16 protein-coding genes are annotated in these 16,084 nt (G+C 60.4%); 3 read left to right on the plus strand and 13 right to left on the minus strand.

What is annotated here, in order from left to right:
- The 10 genes from C5J22_RS01650 to C5J22_RS01695 all read right to left on the minus strand — a co-directional run bounded on the left by C5J22_RS01650 (position 1) and on the right by C5J22_RS01695 (position 10,024).
- Positions 1–1,287, minus strand: coding sequence for an ABC transporter substrate-binding protein (locus C5J22_RS01650; RefSeq protein ID WP_105436868.1), 1,287 nt, complete (start codon positions 1,285–1,287; stop codon positions 1–3).
- A 61-nt stretch (positions 1,288–1,348) separates the two neighbouring features.
- Positions 1,349–2,179: a carbohydrate ABC transporter permease gene (locus C5J22_RS01655; RefSeq protein ID WP_105436869.1), complete on the minus strand. Its 831-nt coding sequence runs from the start codon at positions 2,177–2,179 to the stop codon at positions 1,349–1,351.
- Positions 2,172–3,041, minus strand: coding sequence for a carbohydrate ABC transporter permease (locus C5J22_RS01660; protein ID WP_105436870.1), 870 nt, complete (start codon positions 3,039–3,041; stop codon positions 2,172–2,174). Before C5J22_RS01660 ends, C5J22_RS01655 begins: the two co-directional genes overlap by 8 nt.
- A 49-nt stretch (positions 3,042–3,090) precedes the next feature.
- Entirely contained in the window at positions 3,091–4,095 is a 1,005-nt protein-coding gene (locus tag C5J22_RS01665; RefSeq protein ID WP_105436871.1) for a LacI family DNA-binding transcriptional regulator, read from the minus strand.
- A 69-nt stretch (positions 4,096–4,164) separates the two neighbouring features.
- Complete coding sequence (locus C5J22_RS01670) at positions 4,165–4,551, minus strand: AGE family epimerase/isomerase (protein ID WP_172746474.1); 387 nt, start codon at positions 4,549–4,551, stop codon at positions 4,165–4,167.
- Positions 4,490–5,680: an enolase C-terminal domain-like protein gene (locus C5J22_RS01675; RefSeq protein ID WP_105436873.1), complete on the minus strand. Its 1,191-nt coding sequence runs from the start codon at positions 5,678–5,680 to the stop codon at positions 4,490–4,492. Before C5J22_RS01675 ends, C5J22_RS01670 begins: the two co-directional genes overlap by 62 nt.
- The gene (locus C5J22_RS01680; RefSeq protein ID WP_105436874.1) at positions 5,677–6,441 is read right to left on the minus strand and encodes a ribonuclease activity regulator RraA; all 765 of its coding nucleotides are present in this window, start codon (positions 6,439–6,441) and stop codon (positions 5,677–5,679) included. Before C5J22_RS01680 ends, C5J22_RS01675 begins: the two co-directional genes overlap by 4 nt.
- Positions 6,438–7,469 carry an ABC transporter ATP-binding protein gene (locus C5J22_RS01685; RefSeq protein WP_205837142.1) on the minus strand — a complete coding sequence of 344 codons (1,032 nt, stop codon included), beginning with the start codon at positions 7,467–7,469 and terminating at the stop codon, positions 6,438–6,440. Before C5J22_RS01685 ends, C5J22_RS01680 begins: the two co-directional genes overlap by 4 nt.
- Positions 7,456–8,478, minus strand: coding sequence for an ABC transporter ATP-binding protein (locus tag C5J22_RS01690; RefSeq protein WP_105436876.1), 1,023 nt, complete (start codon positions 8,476–8,478; stop codon positions 7,456–7,458). The genes C5J22_RS01685 and C5J22_RS01690 overlap by 14 nt, the downstream gene beginning before the upstream one ends.
- A 1-nt stretch (position 8,479) precedes the next feature.
- Entirely contained in the window at positions 8,480–10,024 is a 1,545-nt protein-coding gene (locus C5J22_RS01695; protein ID WP_105436877.1) for an ABC transporter substrate-binding protein, read from the minus strand.
- Positions 10,025–10,139: 115 nt separating this feature from the next.
- Between C5J22_RS01695 and C5J22_RS01700 the strand changes: the two genes are divergently transcribed.
- The 3 genes from C5J22_RS01700 to C5J22_RS01710 are packed head-to-tail and all read left to right on the plus strand — an operon-like array spanning position 10,140 to position 12,739.
- Positions 10,140–10,865, plus strand: coding sequence for a FadR/GntR family transcriptional regulator (locus C5J22_RS01700; RefSeq protein ID WP_172746475.1), 726 nt, complete (start codon positions 10,140–10,142; stop codon positions 10,863–10,865).
- Between the two features lie 42 nt (positions 10,866–10,907).
- Entirely contained in the window at positions 10,908–11,849 is a 942-nt protein-coding gene (locus tag C5J22_RS01705) for an ABC transporter permease (protein ID WP_105436879.1), read from the plus strand.
- A 2-nt stretch (positions 11,850–11,851) separates the two neighbouring features.
- Positions 11,852–12,739, plus strand: a complete 888-nt coding sequence (locus C5J22_RS01710; protein ID WP_205837143.1) for an ABC transporter permease — start codon at positions 11,852–11,854, stop codon at positions 12,737–12,739.
- Between the two features lie 229 nt (positions 12,740–12,968).
- Here the strand turns inward: C5J22_RS01710 and C5J22_RS01715 are convergent, their stop codons facing one another.
- From C5J22_RS01715 to C5J22_RS01725, 3 genes are all read right to left on the minus strand, one after another.
- Entirely contained in the window at positions 12,969–14,468 is a 1,500-nt protein-coding gene (locus C5J22_RS01715) for a tripartite tricarboxylate transporter permease (protein WP_172746476.1), read from the minus strand.
- Positions 14,469–14,507: 39 nt separating this feature from the next.
- On the minus strand, positions 14,508–14,987 hold the full coding sequence (locus C5J22_RS01720) for a tripartite tricarboxylate transporter TctB family protein (protein WP_105437180.1): 480 nt from the start codon (positions 14,985–14,987) through the stop codon (positions 14,508–14,510).
- Between the two features lie 61 nt (positions 14,988–15,048).
- Positions 15,049–16,029: a tripartite tricarboxylate transporter substrate binding protein gene (locus C5J22_RS01725; protein WP_105436881.1), complete on the minus strand. Its 981-nt coding sequence runs from the start codon at positions 16,027–16,029 to the stop codon at positions 15,049–15,051.
- Positions 16,030–16,084 lie beyond the last annotated feature (55 nt).

The following is a 16,084-nucleotide window of genomic DNA, read 5'->3' on the forward strand; positions in this document are numbered from 1 at the left end:
TCAGGCGGGCAGCAAGGGCTGGACGCGAGTGAGGATGGCAGCGACGGCATCCTTTGGGGTCTTGCGTCCGAGCACGGCAAGCTGCACTTCCTCGACGAAAAGCTGCTGGGCACGGGCGGCCTCGGCAAAGGGCGGGAAGGCGCCACGCGCATTCGCCAGAACCTTGGCCTCGACAGATGCGACCGAGCTCTTGGCGGTAAGTTCCGGCTCAAGGAAGGTCGAAACTCGCGCCGGGCCGTTGCCATTCACGGCCATGCCAAGCGTATTCTTCTTGGAGGAAACCTCCTTGATGAACTTCCAGGCAGCCGCCTTGTCCCTGGCATTGGCCGGGATCGTCATGGCCCATGCCTCGACGACGCTTGCCATTTCCTGCTTGCCCTTCAGGGCCTGTGAGATGGGAAACGCGATCGCCTTGATCTTGCCAGGGTATTTCGAGGTTTCGGCGCTGTTGAGCTGTGCAGATCGTGCGAACGGCAGCACGCTGAACGCCGCACGTCCCTGCTGCATCCAGGTCAGCAATTCCTCATTCTTGTTGGTCGCATAGCTACGAGGCAATGCTCCCTTTTCGAACATCCCGGCCAGAACCGTCAGTGCCTGCTCCATCGCGGTTGGATCGGGCAACAGTTTGAGGTCCTGACTGATGAAATCACCGCCGAAGGCGCGCGCGAACATGACGGGGAAGACCGCCAGGTCGGAAGCAAGGATCATACCGGTCGCCTTGCCGGCTTTCGAAATGATGAGGGTCTGCTCGACGAGTTCTTCAAGCGTCGTCGGAGGCGTCTTGATTCCGGCATCAGCCAGCAGTTCCTCGTTGTAGAACAGGCCCTGTGTCGCGGTACGGACCGGAATGCCGATCAACTTGCCATCGACGGTCATGCCTTTCACCAACCCCGGTGCGATGTCATCGAACGCCTCGATCGGATCCTTCGCCTGCCACTCGCGCAGGGATTCAAAAAGCGTCGCGTTCTGCTTCGTCGGGCGGTTATCGACCATGAAACCGACGGAAAAATCGGTCTGCGCGAGGCTTGCTTCGCGAAATAGCCGGTCCATGAGCGGATTGGAATCGAGCGTCGTGAATGCGACGTCGATGTTGTTTTCCTTCTTCCAGGCGGCCAGCAGATCCTTCTCGCCTTCGCCGAGCGAGGTCTGGTGGACTTTGTGGCTCAAGACCTGCAGGGTCGTCTTGGATTGCGCGAGAACCGGTCCCGCCGCCGCAAGCGCCATGCCGCCGGCTGCAGTTCCGAGAAATTGACGGCGGCTCAGCCGTGATGCGTTGAATTTGGACATGTATTCCTCCCTTGAGATTGCGGTTTCATTTCCTCCGGGCTCCTCCCCGAAGGGTTTCGATTCATCCCTTGGTCGCCCCCGCCGTCAGTCCCGCTACGAGGTAGCGGTTCATGACCATGACGAAGAGCAGGACCGGCAGGAGCTGTATGGTGGATGCGGCAAACAGTACGCCCCAATCGACGCCTTCGATGGAGCCGATCATCTCCGAGATCACCAGCGGCGCGGTCTTGGCTTTGGTACTGGTGAAGATGAAGGCGAAGAGAAATTCGTTCCAGGCGAACACGACGACGAACACGGCCACCGCGATGATCCCGGGAGCGGCCAGCGGCACGATGACACGCTTGAGAATGATCAGCGTCGTGCCGCCATCTATGGCGGCGGCCTCGTCCAGCTCGCGCGGGATCTGGTCGATGAAGGTGCGCATCAACACGGTGCCGAGCGACACGAAGAACGTTGCATAGAGGACGGACAGGACGAAATGGGTGTCGGCCAGCCCAAGATTGTTGATGATCGGGAAGAGCGGCAGGGTCACGACGATCGGCGGAATGAGGCGCACGGCAATGAGGCCGACGAGCGACGCGTCAAGAAACCGGTTGGAGTGCCGGGAATAGACATAACCCGCACAGGTTGAGGCGATGACGGCCAGCGCCGCCGCGCCGATGGTGACGATCGTCGAGTTCAGGAGCCCGACGAAGAACGCGCCCCATCGATCCCAAAGCTTCACATAATGCTCGAACGTCGGCTGGAAGAGCCATTGCGGAGGAGCGGCGAAGATTTCGCGGCCGGGCTTGAACGACGACGTCATGATGAAAACGATCGGGAACAGCGACCAGACGAGCATAAGAATGACCGCCAGCGTCTTGCACGATTTGATGAGAACCCGCTCAAGCATGACGCACCTGCCGACGAAGAAGGAAGATATATCCGGAAGCCAGCAGCAGCGAGACGATCACCATGATCCAGGCCGTCGCGGAAGCCGGACCGAAGGCGTTGAAGCTGAAGGCTTCCTGATAGAGATAGACCGCGACCACCTCGGTCGTCCGCGCAGGTCCGCCGCCGGTCAGCAGCCAGACTTCCGAAAACAGGCGGAACGCGAAGATGTAGCGGAAGAGCAGCGCCACCAGGATTGCCGGAGCCATCAGCGGAACTGTCACCCGCCAAAAGCACTGAAGACGGGTCGCCCCATCGATGCGGGCCGCCTCGTAGAGATCGGACGGTAGGGCCAGCCGAGCCGCATAGAGAATGATGAAGGTGAAAGGCAGATGCATCCAGATGGTCAGGACGGCGATCATGATCATGGCGTGCAACGGTTCGTACGACCATTCCAGGGGCGGTATGCCGAGCGCCTGGAGAAAGGTGGTCAACGGTCCGACATCGGGATCGAACAGAAAGCGCCACATGGCAACGCCCACCACTTCGGACACGGCGTAGGGCGCAAGCACAGCCACCAGCAGCAGGCGGCGAAACCAGAGCCCGGAATTAAACAGCAAGGCCATGCCGAGTGCGACGACCAGTTCGAGGTGGACAGCCACGACGACAATGATGACCGTGTTCCAGAGAGCGCTGTGGAAGCCCGGATCGGTCAAGACACGGACATAGTTGTCCCAGCCGACGAAGGTGGCGCTCTGCCCGAAGGTCGACGACTGAAAGCTCAGCCAGATCACGTAGATCGACGGGATGACGATCACGCCGAGCAGCAGCAATTGGACTGGAGCCAGCAACGGCATGGCGCGCCACAGCGTAGAACTTCTCATTCATTCCTCCCGCCGCACGCTCCCGACGCGCGGCCCTGGTCTTGGCCGGTCAGCCCAATCGGGCGACCGAATCCCGCAATTGCAGCGTGGCGGCCAGAACGACATTCTCCGGCTCCACCGCTGCTCCCTGAATTCTGCTTATCAACCGTTCCCAGGACCGGTCGGCGATCGCCTCGAGCGGCTGACGCACCGCGGTGAGCGGCACCTTGCGCGCCGTCATCCAGGTGTAATCGTCGAAGCCGATGAGCGAGATCGCATCGGGTATTTCCAGGCGCCGCCGCGCCAGCGCCGACAAGGCCGCCAAGGTTGTCACGTTCGTCGTGGCGATGATGGCGGTCGGGTGCGGATTGGCATCGAGCCACCGGCACAGGATCTCGGCACCCGATTCATGATTGATGCCGACCTCGACCACCCGGGGTTCGTCCAGGCCATGCGCTGCGCAACTGTCGGCCACTCCGCGGATACGATCGCGAATGGGACGAAACTCGGTGATCGAAGCGGCAATCGCAATCGACCGATGGCCGCAGCTGGCCAGATGTTCGGCAGCCGCCCATCCGGCGGCATGATTGTCGACAGTAACGGTATCGATTGCCAGGCCGTCCTGCCCCACGCGGTCGACGAGGATGATTGGCATGCTCTCGGCCTCGCGGCGAAGAAGTTCAGGCACCGCATTGGTCGCAGGAACCGCGATGATCCCCGAAGGCCTCCATCCCATCAGCGCATCAAGCCGCGCCGCTTCGATGCCCGGGTCATCCTGGGATGAAACCACGATCACCTGATAGGCCGCCTGAGCGGCAAGCTGCTCGATGCGCGAGACGAGGGACGTAAAGAATGTATCGTTGAAGTTCGGAATGAGCATTCCGATGATTTGCGTCCTGCCCGATTTCAGCTGGGATGCAGCACGGTCCACCTGATAAGACAAGGCTTTCGCCGCTTCGATGACCTTCAGGGTCAGTTCCGGCGTGACCAGTTTGCGGCCTGTAAACACGTTGGAGACCGTCGCAATGGACACTCCCGCGCGTTCGGCAACATTTTTGATCGTAGCCTTGGGCATTAAGGTGGTCGAACCTCAGTTAAACGTTTTACGCTCGTGTTAAACGTTTATCCACGCCAATTCCCGTTGTCAAGCGCTAACCATCATTGCGGTGCTGCCCTCCGGTGTGACGGCATGGAACCACCCGCCTTCCTTCTCGTCCCATAGACGCTCCACCCATGGGGCGAATGCCGCCAGAGCGATATCAGCGTAGCGATCCTCACCGAGCAGGAGTGCCATATGGGCGAAGGAATAGATCATTCGGGCCTGCACCCGTGTATGCAGGAGATCGACCATCAAGGCTCTGCCCGCCAAGTCGAACTCCTCGACGAAAAGCCCATACGGCGTGACGGCGTTGTTCGCCAGCAGCAGGCCGTTGCTCGCCCAATGACGCAGGCGCAAGGTGGCGGCCGGATTATCGCCCGCCGATGACAGGATGCCAGTCGGGACGTCGGGGATCAGTCCTAAAACGCGCATAGTAATCCCCCTTCTCTTCGAAATAGCGCTCGTACTTGTCCATCTTTTCGGGATCGAGCTCGACCCCCAGGCCAGGGCCCGTGGGTACCGCGATCGCGCCGTTGACGTAGCGCATCGGACCGCCGGCGATGATGTCGTCGGTGAGGTAGTGATAATGCGCGTCACCTGCATAAATCATCTCCGGCACAGTGGCTGCCGTATGGATCATCGCCGCCAATTCAATGCCGAATTCCGAGCCGCTATGCATCGCAACGCCGATGCCAAAGCTGCGGCACACGGCACAAAGATCCTTCACGCCGCGCGGTCCTTCCCAATAATGCAGGTCGGTGAGGATGACGTCCGCCGCACCAAGCCGGATCCCTGGTCCGAGATCGTCGAAGCGCGCCGGATACATGTTGGTGGCGATGGGTACGCGCACCCGCGAGCGCACCGCGGCATTGCCTTCTATGCCCCAGGACGGATCCTCGAAATATTCGATGTCTAGACTTTCGAGCCGCTTGCCGATGCGCACAGCAGTTCCGATCGACCATGTGCCGTTTGGGTCAATACGCAGCCCGAAATCGGGACCTAGCCGCTCGCGGCAAAGCTCCAACACGCGCGCTTCCTCACGCGGCTCCATCACGCCCGCCTTGAGTTTCATTGCCTTTACGCCAAGCGTCTCGGCAAGCTCCTGGCAGTGCTCGGCGACGTCTTCTGCCGTATTGTCGTCACCGCCGCCGGGCCTGTCGTACCGCCAGAACAGATAGCCGATGAAGGCAACGCTGTCGCGGATGCGACCGCCAAGCAGATCGTGCATCGGTCGGCCGAGCGCCTTGCCCTGGATGTCAAGGCAGGCGATCTCGATAGCGGCGTAAATACGTGCATTGGACTGGAAGTAGGTATTGCGCAGAATCTTCGCCTTGATCAGTTCGGTATGGAACGGATCAAGGCCTATCAGGCGGCTTTTCAGCTTGGCCAGCGCGCCCCGCTGATCGCCTCCGCCGACCTCGCCAAGACCCACTATCCCCTCGTCCGTGACAAGCTCGATGATAGTCCGCATGAAATAGCCGGGATGGACGCCGGTATTGCTGCGCAACTGTGCAGACAGAGGTATGGCGACACAGCGGGCCTTGAGGTCGACGATTTTCATGCTTTCATCCTCTCCATTGCGTTTGATTTGCGCCCATTGCGCGCCCATTCGGCATGCCGCTCCAGTAGCGCGGGTGTCGGGGGATAGATGTCGTTGATGGGTTCACCCGCAAGCACGCAAAGGGCGATGAATTCCTCGATGTCTTCCTTCTCGACCGCTTCGTCGGCGATTTCGGCGGCGATGGCTCGTGGGACCACCACCACGCCCTCTTGGTCACCAACGACCACATCTCCTGGAAAGACCGTCAATCCGCCGCAGGCGATCACGCCATTGGCTTCAACAGGATAGTGTTTCACCATGATCGGTGGCGCGGCAGGGGCGCTTTGATAAGTCGGGATGTCCAGCGCACCGATCGAGGGGCTGTCCCTGAACCCGCCGTCGGTGACGATACCCTCCACGCCCCGGACCATCATGCGCATGACCAGAATCTCACCGCAGGAGGCGGCGCCGGCGTCGCCACGCGAATCGATCACCAGCACATGGCCTGGTGGTATGGTCTCGACCGTAACGCGCTGAACGTCGCGGCTATTGTCGCGACTGAAGATACTGCCCAGATCTTCGCGAAAAGGCACCAGCCGCAGCGTATAGGCCTCGCCCACCATTTGACGCTTTCCCGGCGCAATAGGATAAACCGCCTTCATGAAGGTATTCTTGAAGCCGCGGCGCAGGAGCAATGTGGTCAATGTTGCCGTGCTGACTTTGCGTAGCTTCTCGCGGACTTCATCGGCGAGAGGAAACTCCGCCTGAGGGGTCTCAGTCATTGCAAACCTCTGGATTTAAGGGACAGGTCATCGCGGATACAGGCTTTCATCCGTCCCGGCGCGACTTCACGCAGTGCCGGCACAGTTTCGGTGCATGCCGGCAGCGCATGAGGACAGCGAGTGCGGAACACGCAGCCGGCTGGCGGCTTGACGGGTGAGGGAATGTCGCCGGTCAGCAGGATCCGGTTCTTGCGCGGGCTCCGACGTGGGTCCGGCACGGCGGCCAAAAGCGCGTCCGTGTAGGGGTGAAGCGGATTGTCGAACACATCCTTGGCCGGACCGATCTCCATCAGCCGGCCGAGATAGAGAACCGCCACGCGATCAGAGATATGACGCACTACCGCCAGGTCGTGGGAGATGAACATGACGGTCAGGCCGAGCTGTTCCTTCAGATCCTGCAGCAGATTGACCACCTGGGCCTGAATGGAAACGTCCAACGCGGACACCGGCTCGTCGGCGACAATAAAATCAGGCTCGACCGCGAGGGCTCGCGCGATACCGATGCGTTGTCTCTGCCCTCCCGAGAACTCATGCGGAAATCGTTGCGCAACTGCCGGCCGGAGGCCAACCTGCTCGAGCAGCGTGGAAACGCGCACTCGCCGTTCCGCGGCATCTTTCCCGATCCTCTGCACCGATAGGATCTCGTGCAGGGCATCCCCTATGCGCATGTGGGGGTTGAGCGACGAGAAGGGATCCTGGAATATAATCTGCATACGCCGGCGGATTGCGCGCAGCTCAGCCTGCCTCAGCTTCGTAAGTTCGACGTCGCCGAAGATGACCTCGCCCTCGGTCGGCTCCAGCAGTCGAAGCATCAGCCGGCCCAGCGTCGACTTTCCCGAGCCGCTTTCGCCCACCACCGCAAGAACCTCGCCGCGGCGAATTGAAAGGGAGACGTCTTCGACCGCCTTCACATGACCCGTGACGCGCTGGAACACGCCTTCGCGGATCGGGAACCATTTGCGGAGATGACGCGCCTCAACCAGAATATCGCAGGGCGCTGTTGAGGGCATAGGTTCATGCGAAGACATCAGCCCGCTCCCCCAGTTCCCGCCAGCGAATGCAGCGTACTGCCCGATCGTTTTGCACCGGTTCCAGCGCCGGATCCTGAGGCTCGCAGCGCTCCGCCACCACGTGCGGACAACGAGGCGCAAACCGACAACCTGTGGGCAGCTTGGCAAGATCGGGCACCATGCCGGGAATCGCCTCCAGTCTCCGCGCCGATCCGTCTACGGACGGCACAGAGCGGAGCAGCCCCTGCGTATACGGGTGGTCGGGTCGTGAAAGGACATCCACAACGGGGCCACTTTCCACGATCCGGCCAGCATAAATGACATTCATGCGGTCCGCGATTTCGGCGACCACGCCGAGGTCGTGGGTTATGAATAGCATCGACATGCCGAGCTCGGCCTGGAGACGGCGAAGCAGGTCCAGAATTTGAGCCTGGATCGTGACGTCAAGCGCCGTCGTCGGTTCGTCGGCAATGAGAAGCGCGGGCCGGCAGGCGAGCGCCATGGCAATCATGACCCGCTGTCGTTGGCCACCCGACATCTCATGGGGCCAGCGATTGAGCTGACGGGCTGGCTCCGGCAGGCCCACCAGTTCAAGAAGGGATTGAGCAAGCCGCTGCGCCTCCGTGCGGGAAACGGACCGATGAAGGCGGATCGCCTCCATGATCTGCTTGCCCACGGAATGCAGCGGGTTGAGCGATGTCATGGGCTCCTGGAAGATCATGGCGATCTCCTTGCCACGCAGACCGCGCATGGCGCGGGCACTGAGGCGCGTCACATCTTCCATCCCATTCCCGTTACGCCATAAAATCTTGCCGGACACCTCGGCACTGGGCGGCAGGAGCCCCATGATCGCCAGGCTGGTGACTGACTTTCCGGAGCCCGATTCACCCACGATGGCGACTGTTTCTCCTTGGCCGATGGTGAAGCTAACCCGCTCGACCGGTCTGGTGACACCATCAGGCCGAGGGAAGGCTACCGTCAGCTCCTGCACATCAAGGAGAGGCAGCGATTTTGGGGTCGAGCTCATGTCAGTCAGCCTTACCGAGCCAAGCGCGCGCGAAGAACCATTGGCCACTGAAGTCGCGACCGACGTCGTGGACGTTGGTACGGATGATCTCGACATTGTTTCGAAAGAAGAAGAAGGTTTGATAGTAGTTGTCCAGCAATCTGCGCTGGATGTCGCTGTAGAGCTTTGCCCGTTGCTGCTGATCGTTCATCGAGCGGGCCTTGTCGACAGCGTCATAGATGGCCTGGTCGCGAACGCCCGGATAGTTCGATCCGGCATTGCGGCTGTAATAGGTGCTGAAGCTCATGTCGGGATCGACGCGCGGCGTACCCGCCCGCTGCAGCCCCATCTCGTATTTGTAGCCGAGCACCTTATCAAGCCATGCCTGCCGCTCCAACGTCTCGATATTCAGCTTGATACCGATCTCGGCCAACTGCGCCTGGATGATCTGGGCGATGCGAGTGTCGGGATCACGATTGATGACACTCAGCGTAATCGGTCCTTTGTGGCCGGAGGCCTGGTAATGCCTGCGGGCAGCCTCCGGGTCATACGCATGCGGCTTGAGGTTCGGATCGCTGGCCCAGGACGAGGGTGGCTCGAAGGTGGCAGTCACGACGCCCGTTCCGCCGGTGACGACCCGCGAAAGGACCTCGCGATTTATGCCCAGCGCCACGGCCTTTCGCAGTTCGATATTGTCGAAAGGCGGCCGCGTCAGATTGAAGGAGCTGAATTGTGCCGTCCCGACATGGTTGGGGAAGAAATCGACATTGGGGTCGCCCTCGATTTGACCGTAGTCCTTGTCAAGAATGGTGTCGCCGAGCTGCACGTTGCCGGAACGGACCTCGACAATTTTCACGGCTGAGTTCGCAATGAAGCGGATCACGACCCCGTCGAGATAGGGTAGCTTCTTTCCGTCGGCACCCTCACCCCAATAATCCGGATAACGCTCCACAGTGATGCGGTCGCCGCCGCGCCAGCTCACAAATCGGAACGGACCGGTGCCGACTGGTTTTCGTGCGAACCCCTGGGGATCAGCCTTGAGCGCGGTCGGCGAAACGATCATCCCGGCCTCGTTCGCAAGCCCTGCCAGCACGGCACCCGACGGCGCGTCAAAATTGACGCGCACCGTGTACTCATCGACGGCATCGGTGGAAGCCAGGTTGACGACAAACTGGCGAGCCCGCGCTCTGACGTCCGGGTTGATGACACGGTCGAAATTGAACTTCACGGCCTCCGCATTAAAGGCCGTGCCATCGTGGAAGGTCACACCGTGTCGAAGGTTGAAGGTGATGGATTTGCCGTCATCGGCGATCTTCCAGTTTTCAGCCAGCTGCGGCGTCAGGGTCCCGTCCGCGGCCTGATAGAACAGGTTTTCGAAGATTTGATTGTAGACGGAGCGATCCTTGCCCGGCGCGTTGCCGAATGCCGGATCGAGGCTTGCCGGCTCCAGGTCCATGGCGGCCGTCAATATCCTCCCCCTTTGCAGCTTTTCCTGCGCAGCAACATGGCCGTGCGAAAATGCAAGCGCCGCGGCCACGCCGAGCGCCAAACCCAATTTACCGAACATGCGCTTTCCTCCCCTGGCATATCGATAGGCAGTTAACTTAACTGTTGAGAAGACGACTGTCAACTTGACACCAGATATCAACTGATCGAATATGTTTACAGCTTGGAGGGATCACATGTTTGATGTCAAGGTCGAAAATCTCGCAAGGGCACGCCTTTCCGACACGGTCGTGCAACATATGGCGGGATGGATCTGCAACGGCAGCCTGAAGCCCGGCGATGAGCTGCCGGCAGAGGCCGAGCTCGCGCGGCGCTTCGCCGTCAGCAAGGCCGTCGTGCGCGAAGCTTTGCAGCGTATGGGGGAAATGGGCGTAGTCGAAATCCGCCATGGCAAATCCACCACCATTCGCGAGCAGGGCTCGGAGCCGCTTGCCCAGTATTTTCAGTTCGCGGTTCGAACATCGGCAAACGGCCTGCGTGAGGTGGTTGAGCTGCGCCGTGCGCTTGAAACGAATACGGTTTCGCTGGCCGCTCGCCATATCACCGAGACCGAGCTCGACGAACTACGCCGCCAGGTAGACATCCTCGATGCCAACCGCACCAATTCGCAGGTCTGGATACCGACCAACGCGGTTTTCCATATGATCCTCGTCAAAGCCAGCCGAAATGTGCTGATGACGCGGCTGTTCGAAGCGCTGAGCGGGCCAATCGAAGAGAGCATGCGGCGGCTGCATTCGGAGCGGGCCGTGCGCGATCCTGACGAAACCTTCCGTCGCCATGTGGACATCCTGAATGCGGTCGCTGCGCGCGACCCGCAAGCCGCATTCGCGGCGATGCAGCGTCATTTCGATGCCACGGAACCGGCCATCGTCGCGGTTCTGTCGCGAGAAACGGAAACCTAGCAGCCGAGACAGGTCGAAGGGCAGTCTGGGAGGAGCCATCGAATGATACCATTCATAGTGCGGCGTTTGCTGCAACTCATACCCGTATTGCTGGTTATGAGCATTGTGGTTTTTTCAATATCGTTGATGCTGCCGGGAGATCCGACAACGGCTGTTCTTGGCGAGGATGCGAGTCTGCAGGATCGGGCCGCACTGCGACAAGAACTGGGGCTCGATCAGCCCATACCCGTCCAGTATGGCCGCTGGCTGGCGCGAGCCGCTTCGGGCGATCTGGGCCTTTCCCTCAAGACGCGCGAACCGGTAGCGGAAATGCTGGCCGCACGGGTACCTGTCACGTTCGAACTCGCCCTTCTCGCAGTCCTCTTATCGTTGATGCTCGGTATACCTCTCGGTATCCTCGCTGCTCTGAAGCGAAACTCCTGGATCGACAGTCTCGTGAGTGCGGTTTCCCTCTCGAGCATGGCCATTCCCTATTTCTGGGTGGGCATCCTACTGATCATGCTGCTGTCTATTCAGCTCGGCTGGTTGCCGCCATCCGGCTATGTTCCGTTCTTTTCGGATCCCTTCGGCAATCTCCGATTGATGATCATGCCGGTCATCACCATCGGCACCGCACAGGCCGCGCTCGTGATGCGCCAGACCCGGACGGCAATGTTGCAAGTGATGTCGCAGGATTATGTGCGCACTGCTCGCGCAAAGGGGGCGAGCGAGATCCGCGTTGTCTTCGGACATGCCCTGCGCAACTCGCTGATACCGGTCATTACTGTGATCGGCTTGCAGATGGGCGCCTTGATAGGCGGCGCGGTTGTCACCGAGACGGTATTTTCTCCGCCAGGCTTGGGGCGCATGATCGTGGACGGAATCTTTGAGCGCGATTTTCCTGTCGTGCAAGGCGCCATCCTTGTCGTTGTGCTTGGCGTGCTCATCGTCAACCTGCTCACCGACCTCAGCTACACCCTTGTCGACCGTCGTGTGAGGTTCTGATCATGCATAGTGAAACCGCAGTACTGGGCGCGCCGGCCGCGGCGAAAGTCGAGCGCAGTCCCGCCTGGGTCGCCATGCGCAAGGTCTGGCATCACGCATTGGGACGTATCGGCCTGATCATTCTCGGTATTTTCCTCGTCGGTGCCATTGCCGCCCCTTGGATCAGTCCCCATTCCCCCTTGGCGCTCGACTACGACGCGATCTTGCAGCCGCCCAGTGCACGCTATTGGCTGGGCACTGACGAGCTGGGCCGCGATATCCTTTCTCGCATCATCCATGGGGCTACCGCTTCGCTGCAGGTCATGGCGCTGTCGATCATCATTGCGCTCGTGCTCGGCGTCGCGGTCGGTCTGGTGACAGGCTATGTCGGCGGCTGGTTGGATGATGTGGTCATGCGGATCATGGACGGACTGCTAGCCTTCCCGATGCTCGTCCTTGCGCTTGCGATCATCGCTACACTCGGCCCAGACCTGAGCAATGCGATCATCGCGATCGCAATCGTCAACGTACCAGGCTTTGCACGCCTGGTGCGCGGCCAGGTGCTGGCCCTGCGGGAGGTGGAATTCATACAGGCGGCGCGCGCTGCCGGTCTTTCCAATTCCCGCATTATATGGCGCCACGTCTGGCCAAGCGTGCGAAGCAATGTGATCGTTTTCGCCTCGCTGAAGGCCTCGACCGCCTTGATCACCGAGAGCGCACTTTCGTTCCTCGGCCTGGGGGTTCAGCCGCCGACGCCGACCTGGGGATCGATGCTGTCCGTCTCCATGCAATATTGGGACGCCTGGTGGATGGGCGTGTTTCCGGGCGCAGCTATCTTTCTGACGGTACTGGCTTTGAATTTCCTCGGCGACGCTCTCCGCGATGCGCTCGACAGCCGCCTTCAGGATTGAATTGGCAGGGCGATCCTCTTGGGATCGTCCCTGAAAGCCTCATTCGGCAAGCGAATTGAATTGTCCTGGTTCGCCTGCACGGCCCGGCTGTGATGCCCGATCGGAATAGCCAATACGAACTGGGCCGCTGGACATCATCCAGCCCGCCGGGCGCAATTGGTCGGGAGTCTCTCTGACCGCCATAACGGCTTCCTTGTGCCGAGCGGCAACTTCCTGATCGTGCTCAGTACTATTCCGTGAAAGCCTCTTCCCGTTTACGGCTGATGCTCGGCGACAGCACCAGCGCAAGGACAACGACGGCGAAGATCAACAGCGAAAGGCTGAGCGGGCTGCGCAAGAAGATCGACGGATCTCCTTGGCTGATGAGCATGGCACGCCGCAGGTTCTCCTCCAGCATCGGCCCGAGAATGAAGCCGAGGAGCAGCGGCGCCGGCTCGAATCGCATCTTGCTGAGCGCAAATCCAATGACGCTGAAACCTGCCATGACGAACACGTCGAAGACGCTGTTATTGATGCTGTAGGCGCCGATGCAGCAGAAGCCGATAATCGCGGGAAACAGCAGATGGTAAGGCACCGTCAGCATCCGTACCCATAGCCCGATAAGCGGCAGGTTGAGGATGACCAGCATGAGATTGCCCGACCACATCGAAACGATCATGCCCCAGAACAATTCCGGCTCGTCCGAGATAACGTTAGGACCGGGCGTGATGCCCTGCAGGATCATAGCCCCCACCATCAGGGCCATGACCGGGTTGCCGGGAATTCCGAGCGTCAGCATCGGAATGAACGAAGTCTGCGCACCAGCATTGTTGGCGGATTCGGGTGCCGCGACCCCCTCGATCGCCCCCTTGCCGAACTCGGCCCGGTTCGGGGATATTCGCTTTTCCATTGCATAGGATGCGAAGGATGCGAGCATCGCGCCGCCTCCGGGCAGAACACCAAGAAGGGATCCGAGCGCCGTGCCGCGCAGAACCGGGGCGATAATGCGCTTGAAATCGCTCATCGTCAGCATCAGGCCGGTCACGCGCTTGACGCCAACCGAACGTTCCTGCTCGCTTTCGAGATTGCGAAGGATCTCGCAGATCCCGAATATGCCCATGCTGACCGCGACGAAGTTGAGCCCGTCGTAAAGTTCGGGGATGTCGAAGACATAACGTGGGGTACCGCTCTCGACGTCGGTGCCGACGGTGCCAAGCATCAGCCCAAAAACGATCATAGCCATAGCCTTCAGCAACGACCCGCTGGCGAGCGCCACAGAGGCAACCAGCCCCAGAACCATCAGCGAAAAATACTCGGCAGGCCCGAAATTCAGTGCGACCGCAGCCAGAGGGGGGGCTGCCATCGCAAGTAGGATTGTCGCCACCGTTCCGGCGAAGAAGGAGCCAAGTGCAGCCGTCGCCAGAGCCGCACCGGCACGCCCGTTTCGCGCCATCTGATAGCCGTCTATCGCGGTCACGACGGACGAACTCTCGCCCGGAAGGTTGATGAGAATGGCCGTTGTCGAACCGCCGTATTGCGCACCGTAGAAGATGCCCGCAAGCATGATGAGCGCTGATTCCGGCGGCAGTCCGAACGTGATCGGCAGGAGCATGGCAATCGTCGCCGTTGGCCCGAGCCCCGGCAACACGCCGATCGCTGTCCCAAGCAGGCACCCGACGAAGCCGTAGAGCAGATTCATCGGCAGGAATGCGGTCGAGGCGCCGAGCCAGAGGTTCGAGAAGATATCCATAAGCAATCCAATCCGGTTTCGTCGGCCTCGCTGGGAGGGTTATGAAAGGTCGCCGAGAAAAGGGACCCACGGTCCGAACGCGCTGATGGGGAGCGACAAAAGCCGCGTGAACAGCAAGACCGAGCAGACCGCCAGGAACAGGCCGAGGAGAATGGAATGGCGCCAGTTGGCGTATCGGCTAGCAGTCGCGACGCCAACGATCAGGAGAAAGATTGTCGGCGCCAACCCCAGTCCGGAGAGCAGCACACCGAATCCTACTGGCGCGAGGATGACGAGAAAATAAGCCTTCCAATTCGGCCTCTGGGGCTCCACTCTCTCAGCCTCGACCACCAGGGACTGAAGGATGATGAGCGTGCCGATCGCCATCAGAACCAGGCTCAGTGCCGTCGGAAAATAGCCCGGCCCCATCTGGAAAGAGTTTCCGACCTCCAGATTGCGGCCGAACCAGATAAATAGCAGACCCGCAAAGATCATCGTCACGCCGCCGACGAAGTCGCGGCCATTTCTTATCTTCAACATGGCATGACACTCGCGTGGAAAGATGAGCCGGTCGGACATCTGCTCCGACCGGCACGCGTACTCATTGAGGCGGAACGTTGGCGGCCTTGATCACCTCGGCCCACTTTGCCGTTTCCGTGGCAATGAAGGCCTTGAACTCGGCCGACGTGTTGCCGACCGGGGTCGCACCCATGCCTTCCAGCTTTGCCTTCATGGCCGGCTCCGCAAGAATAGCCTGAACCTCTTTGCTGAGCTTCTCGACGATTTCCGGCGGCGTGCCGGGAGGCGCAAAGATGCCGTGCCACGACGTTGCTTCGAACCCGGGAATGATGCTCGCCATTGTCGGCACTTCCGGCAGAAGAGCCGCTTTATCGAGGCTGGTCACAGCGAGTGCGCGCACCTTGCCGGCCTTCACCTGCTGCGCTGCCGTCGGAATATTGTCGAACATCATGTCAACGTGGCCCGCAACCACATCGAGAATGGCCTGGCTGCTTCCCTTGTAGGGAATGTGGGTCATCTTGATGCCTGCCTTGGTGGCCAAAAGCTCGCCGGCTAGATGTATCGACGTGCCGACGCCCGACGAAGCATAGGTGTGCTTGCCTGGCTCCTTCTTGAGAAGCTCGATAAGCTCCTCGACGGAGGTCGCCTTGATCTTGTCCGGATTGACCACCAGAACGTTCGGCAAGGTCGCGATGAGCGAGATCGGCGCAAAACCCTTCTCCTTGTCGTAGGGCAAGGTCTTGTAAAGCGTCTGGTTGATGGCGTTTGAACTTACCGTGCCCATGCCGATCGTATAGCCATCCGGCTTCGACCGCGCGAGATCGCCAAGACCCACATTGCCGCCCGCACCGGGCTTGTTCTCGACGATAAATCGCTGCCCCAGCCGCTTGTCCAATTGTTCGGCCACGAGGCGGCCGAATGTATCGGTATTCCCTCCCGCGGCGAACGGCACGACCACCGTCACGGTCCTGGATGGATAGTCATCGGCGCGGCTCGACTGTATGCCTGTCGCGCATATTGCAGCCACAACGGCCGCAAACGTCGTGAAACGTTTGAAGTGCATAGAACTTCCTCCTTGCCTGGCCTCCAGCCAGCCTCATAAACCCACTCTCTCCACA

This window comes from Neorhizobium sp. T25_13 (assembly GCF_002968675.1).
Taxonomy (GTDB): domain Bacteria; phylum Pseudomonadota; class Alphaproteobacteria; order Rhizobiales; family Rhizobiaceae; genus Neorhizobium; species Neorhizobium tomejilense.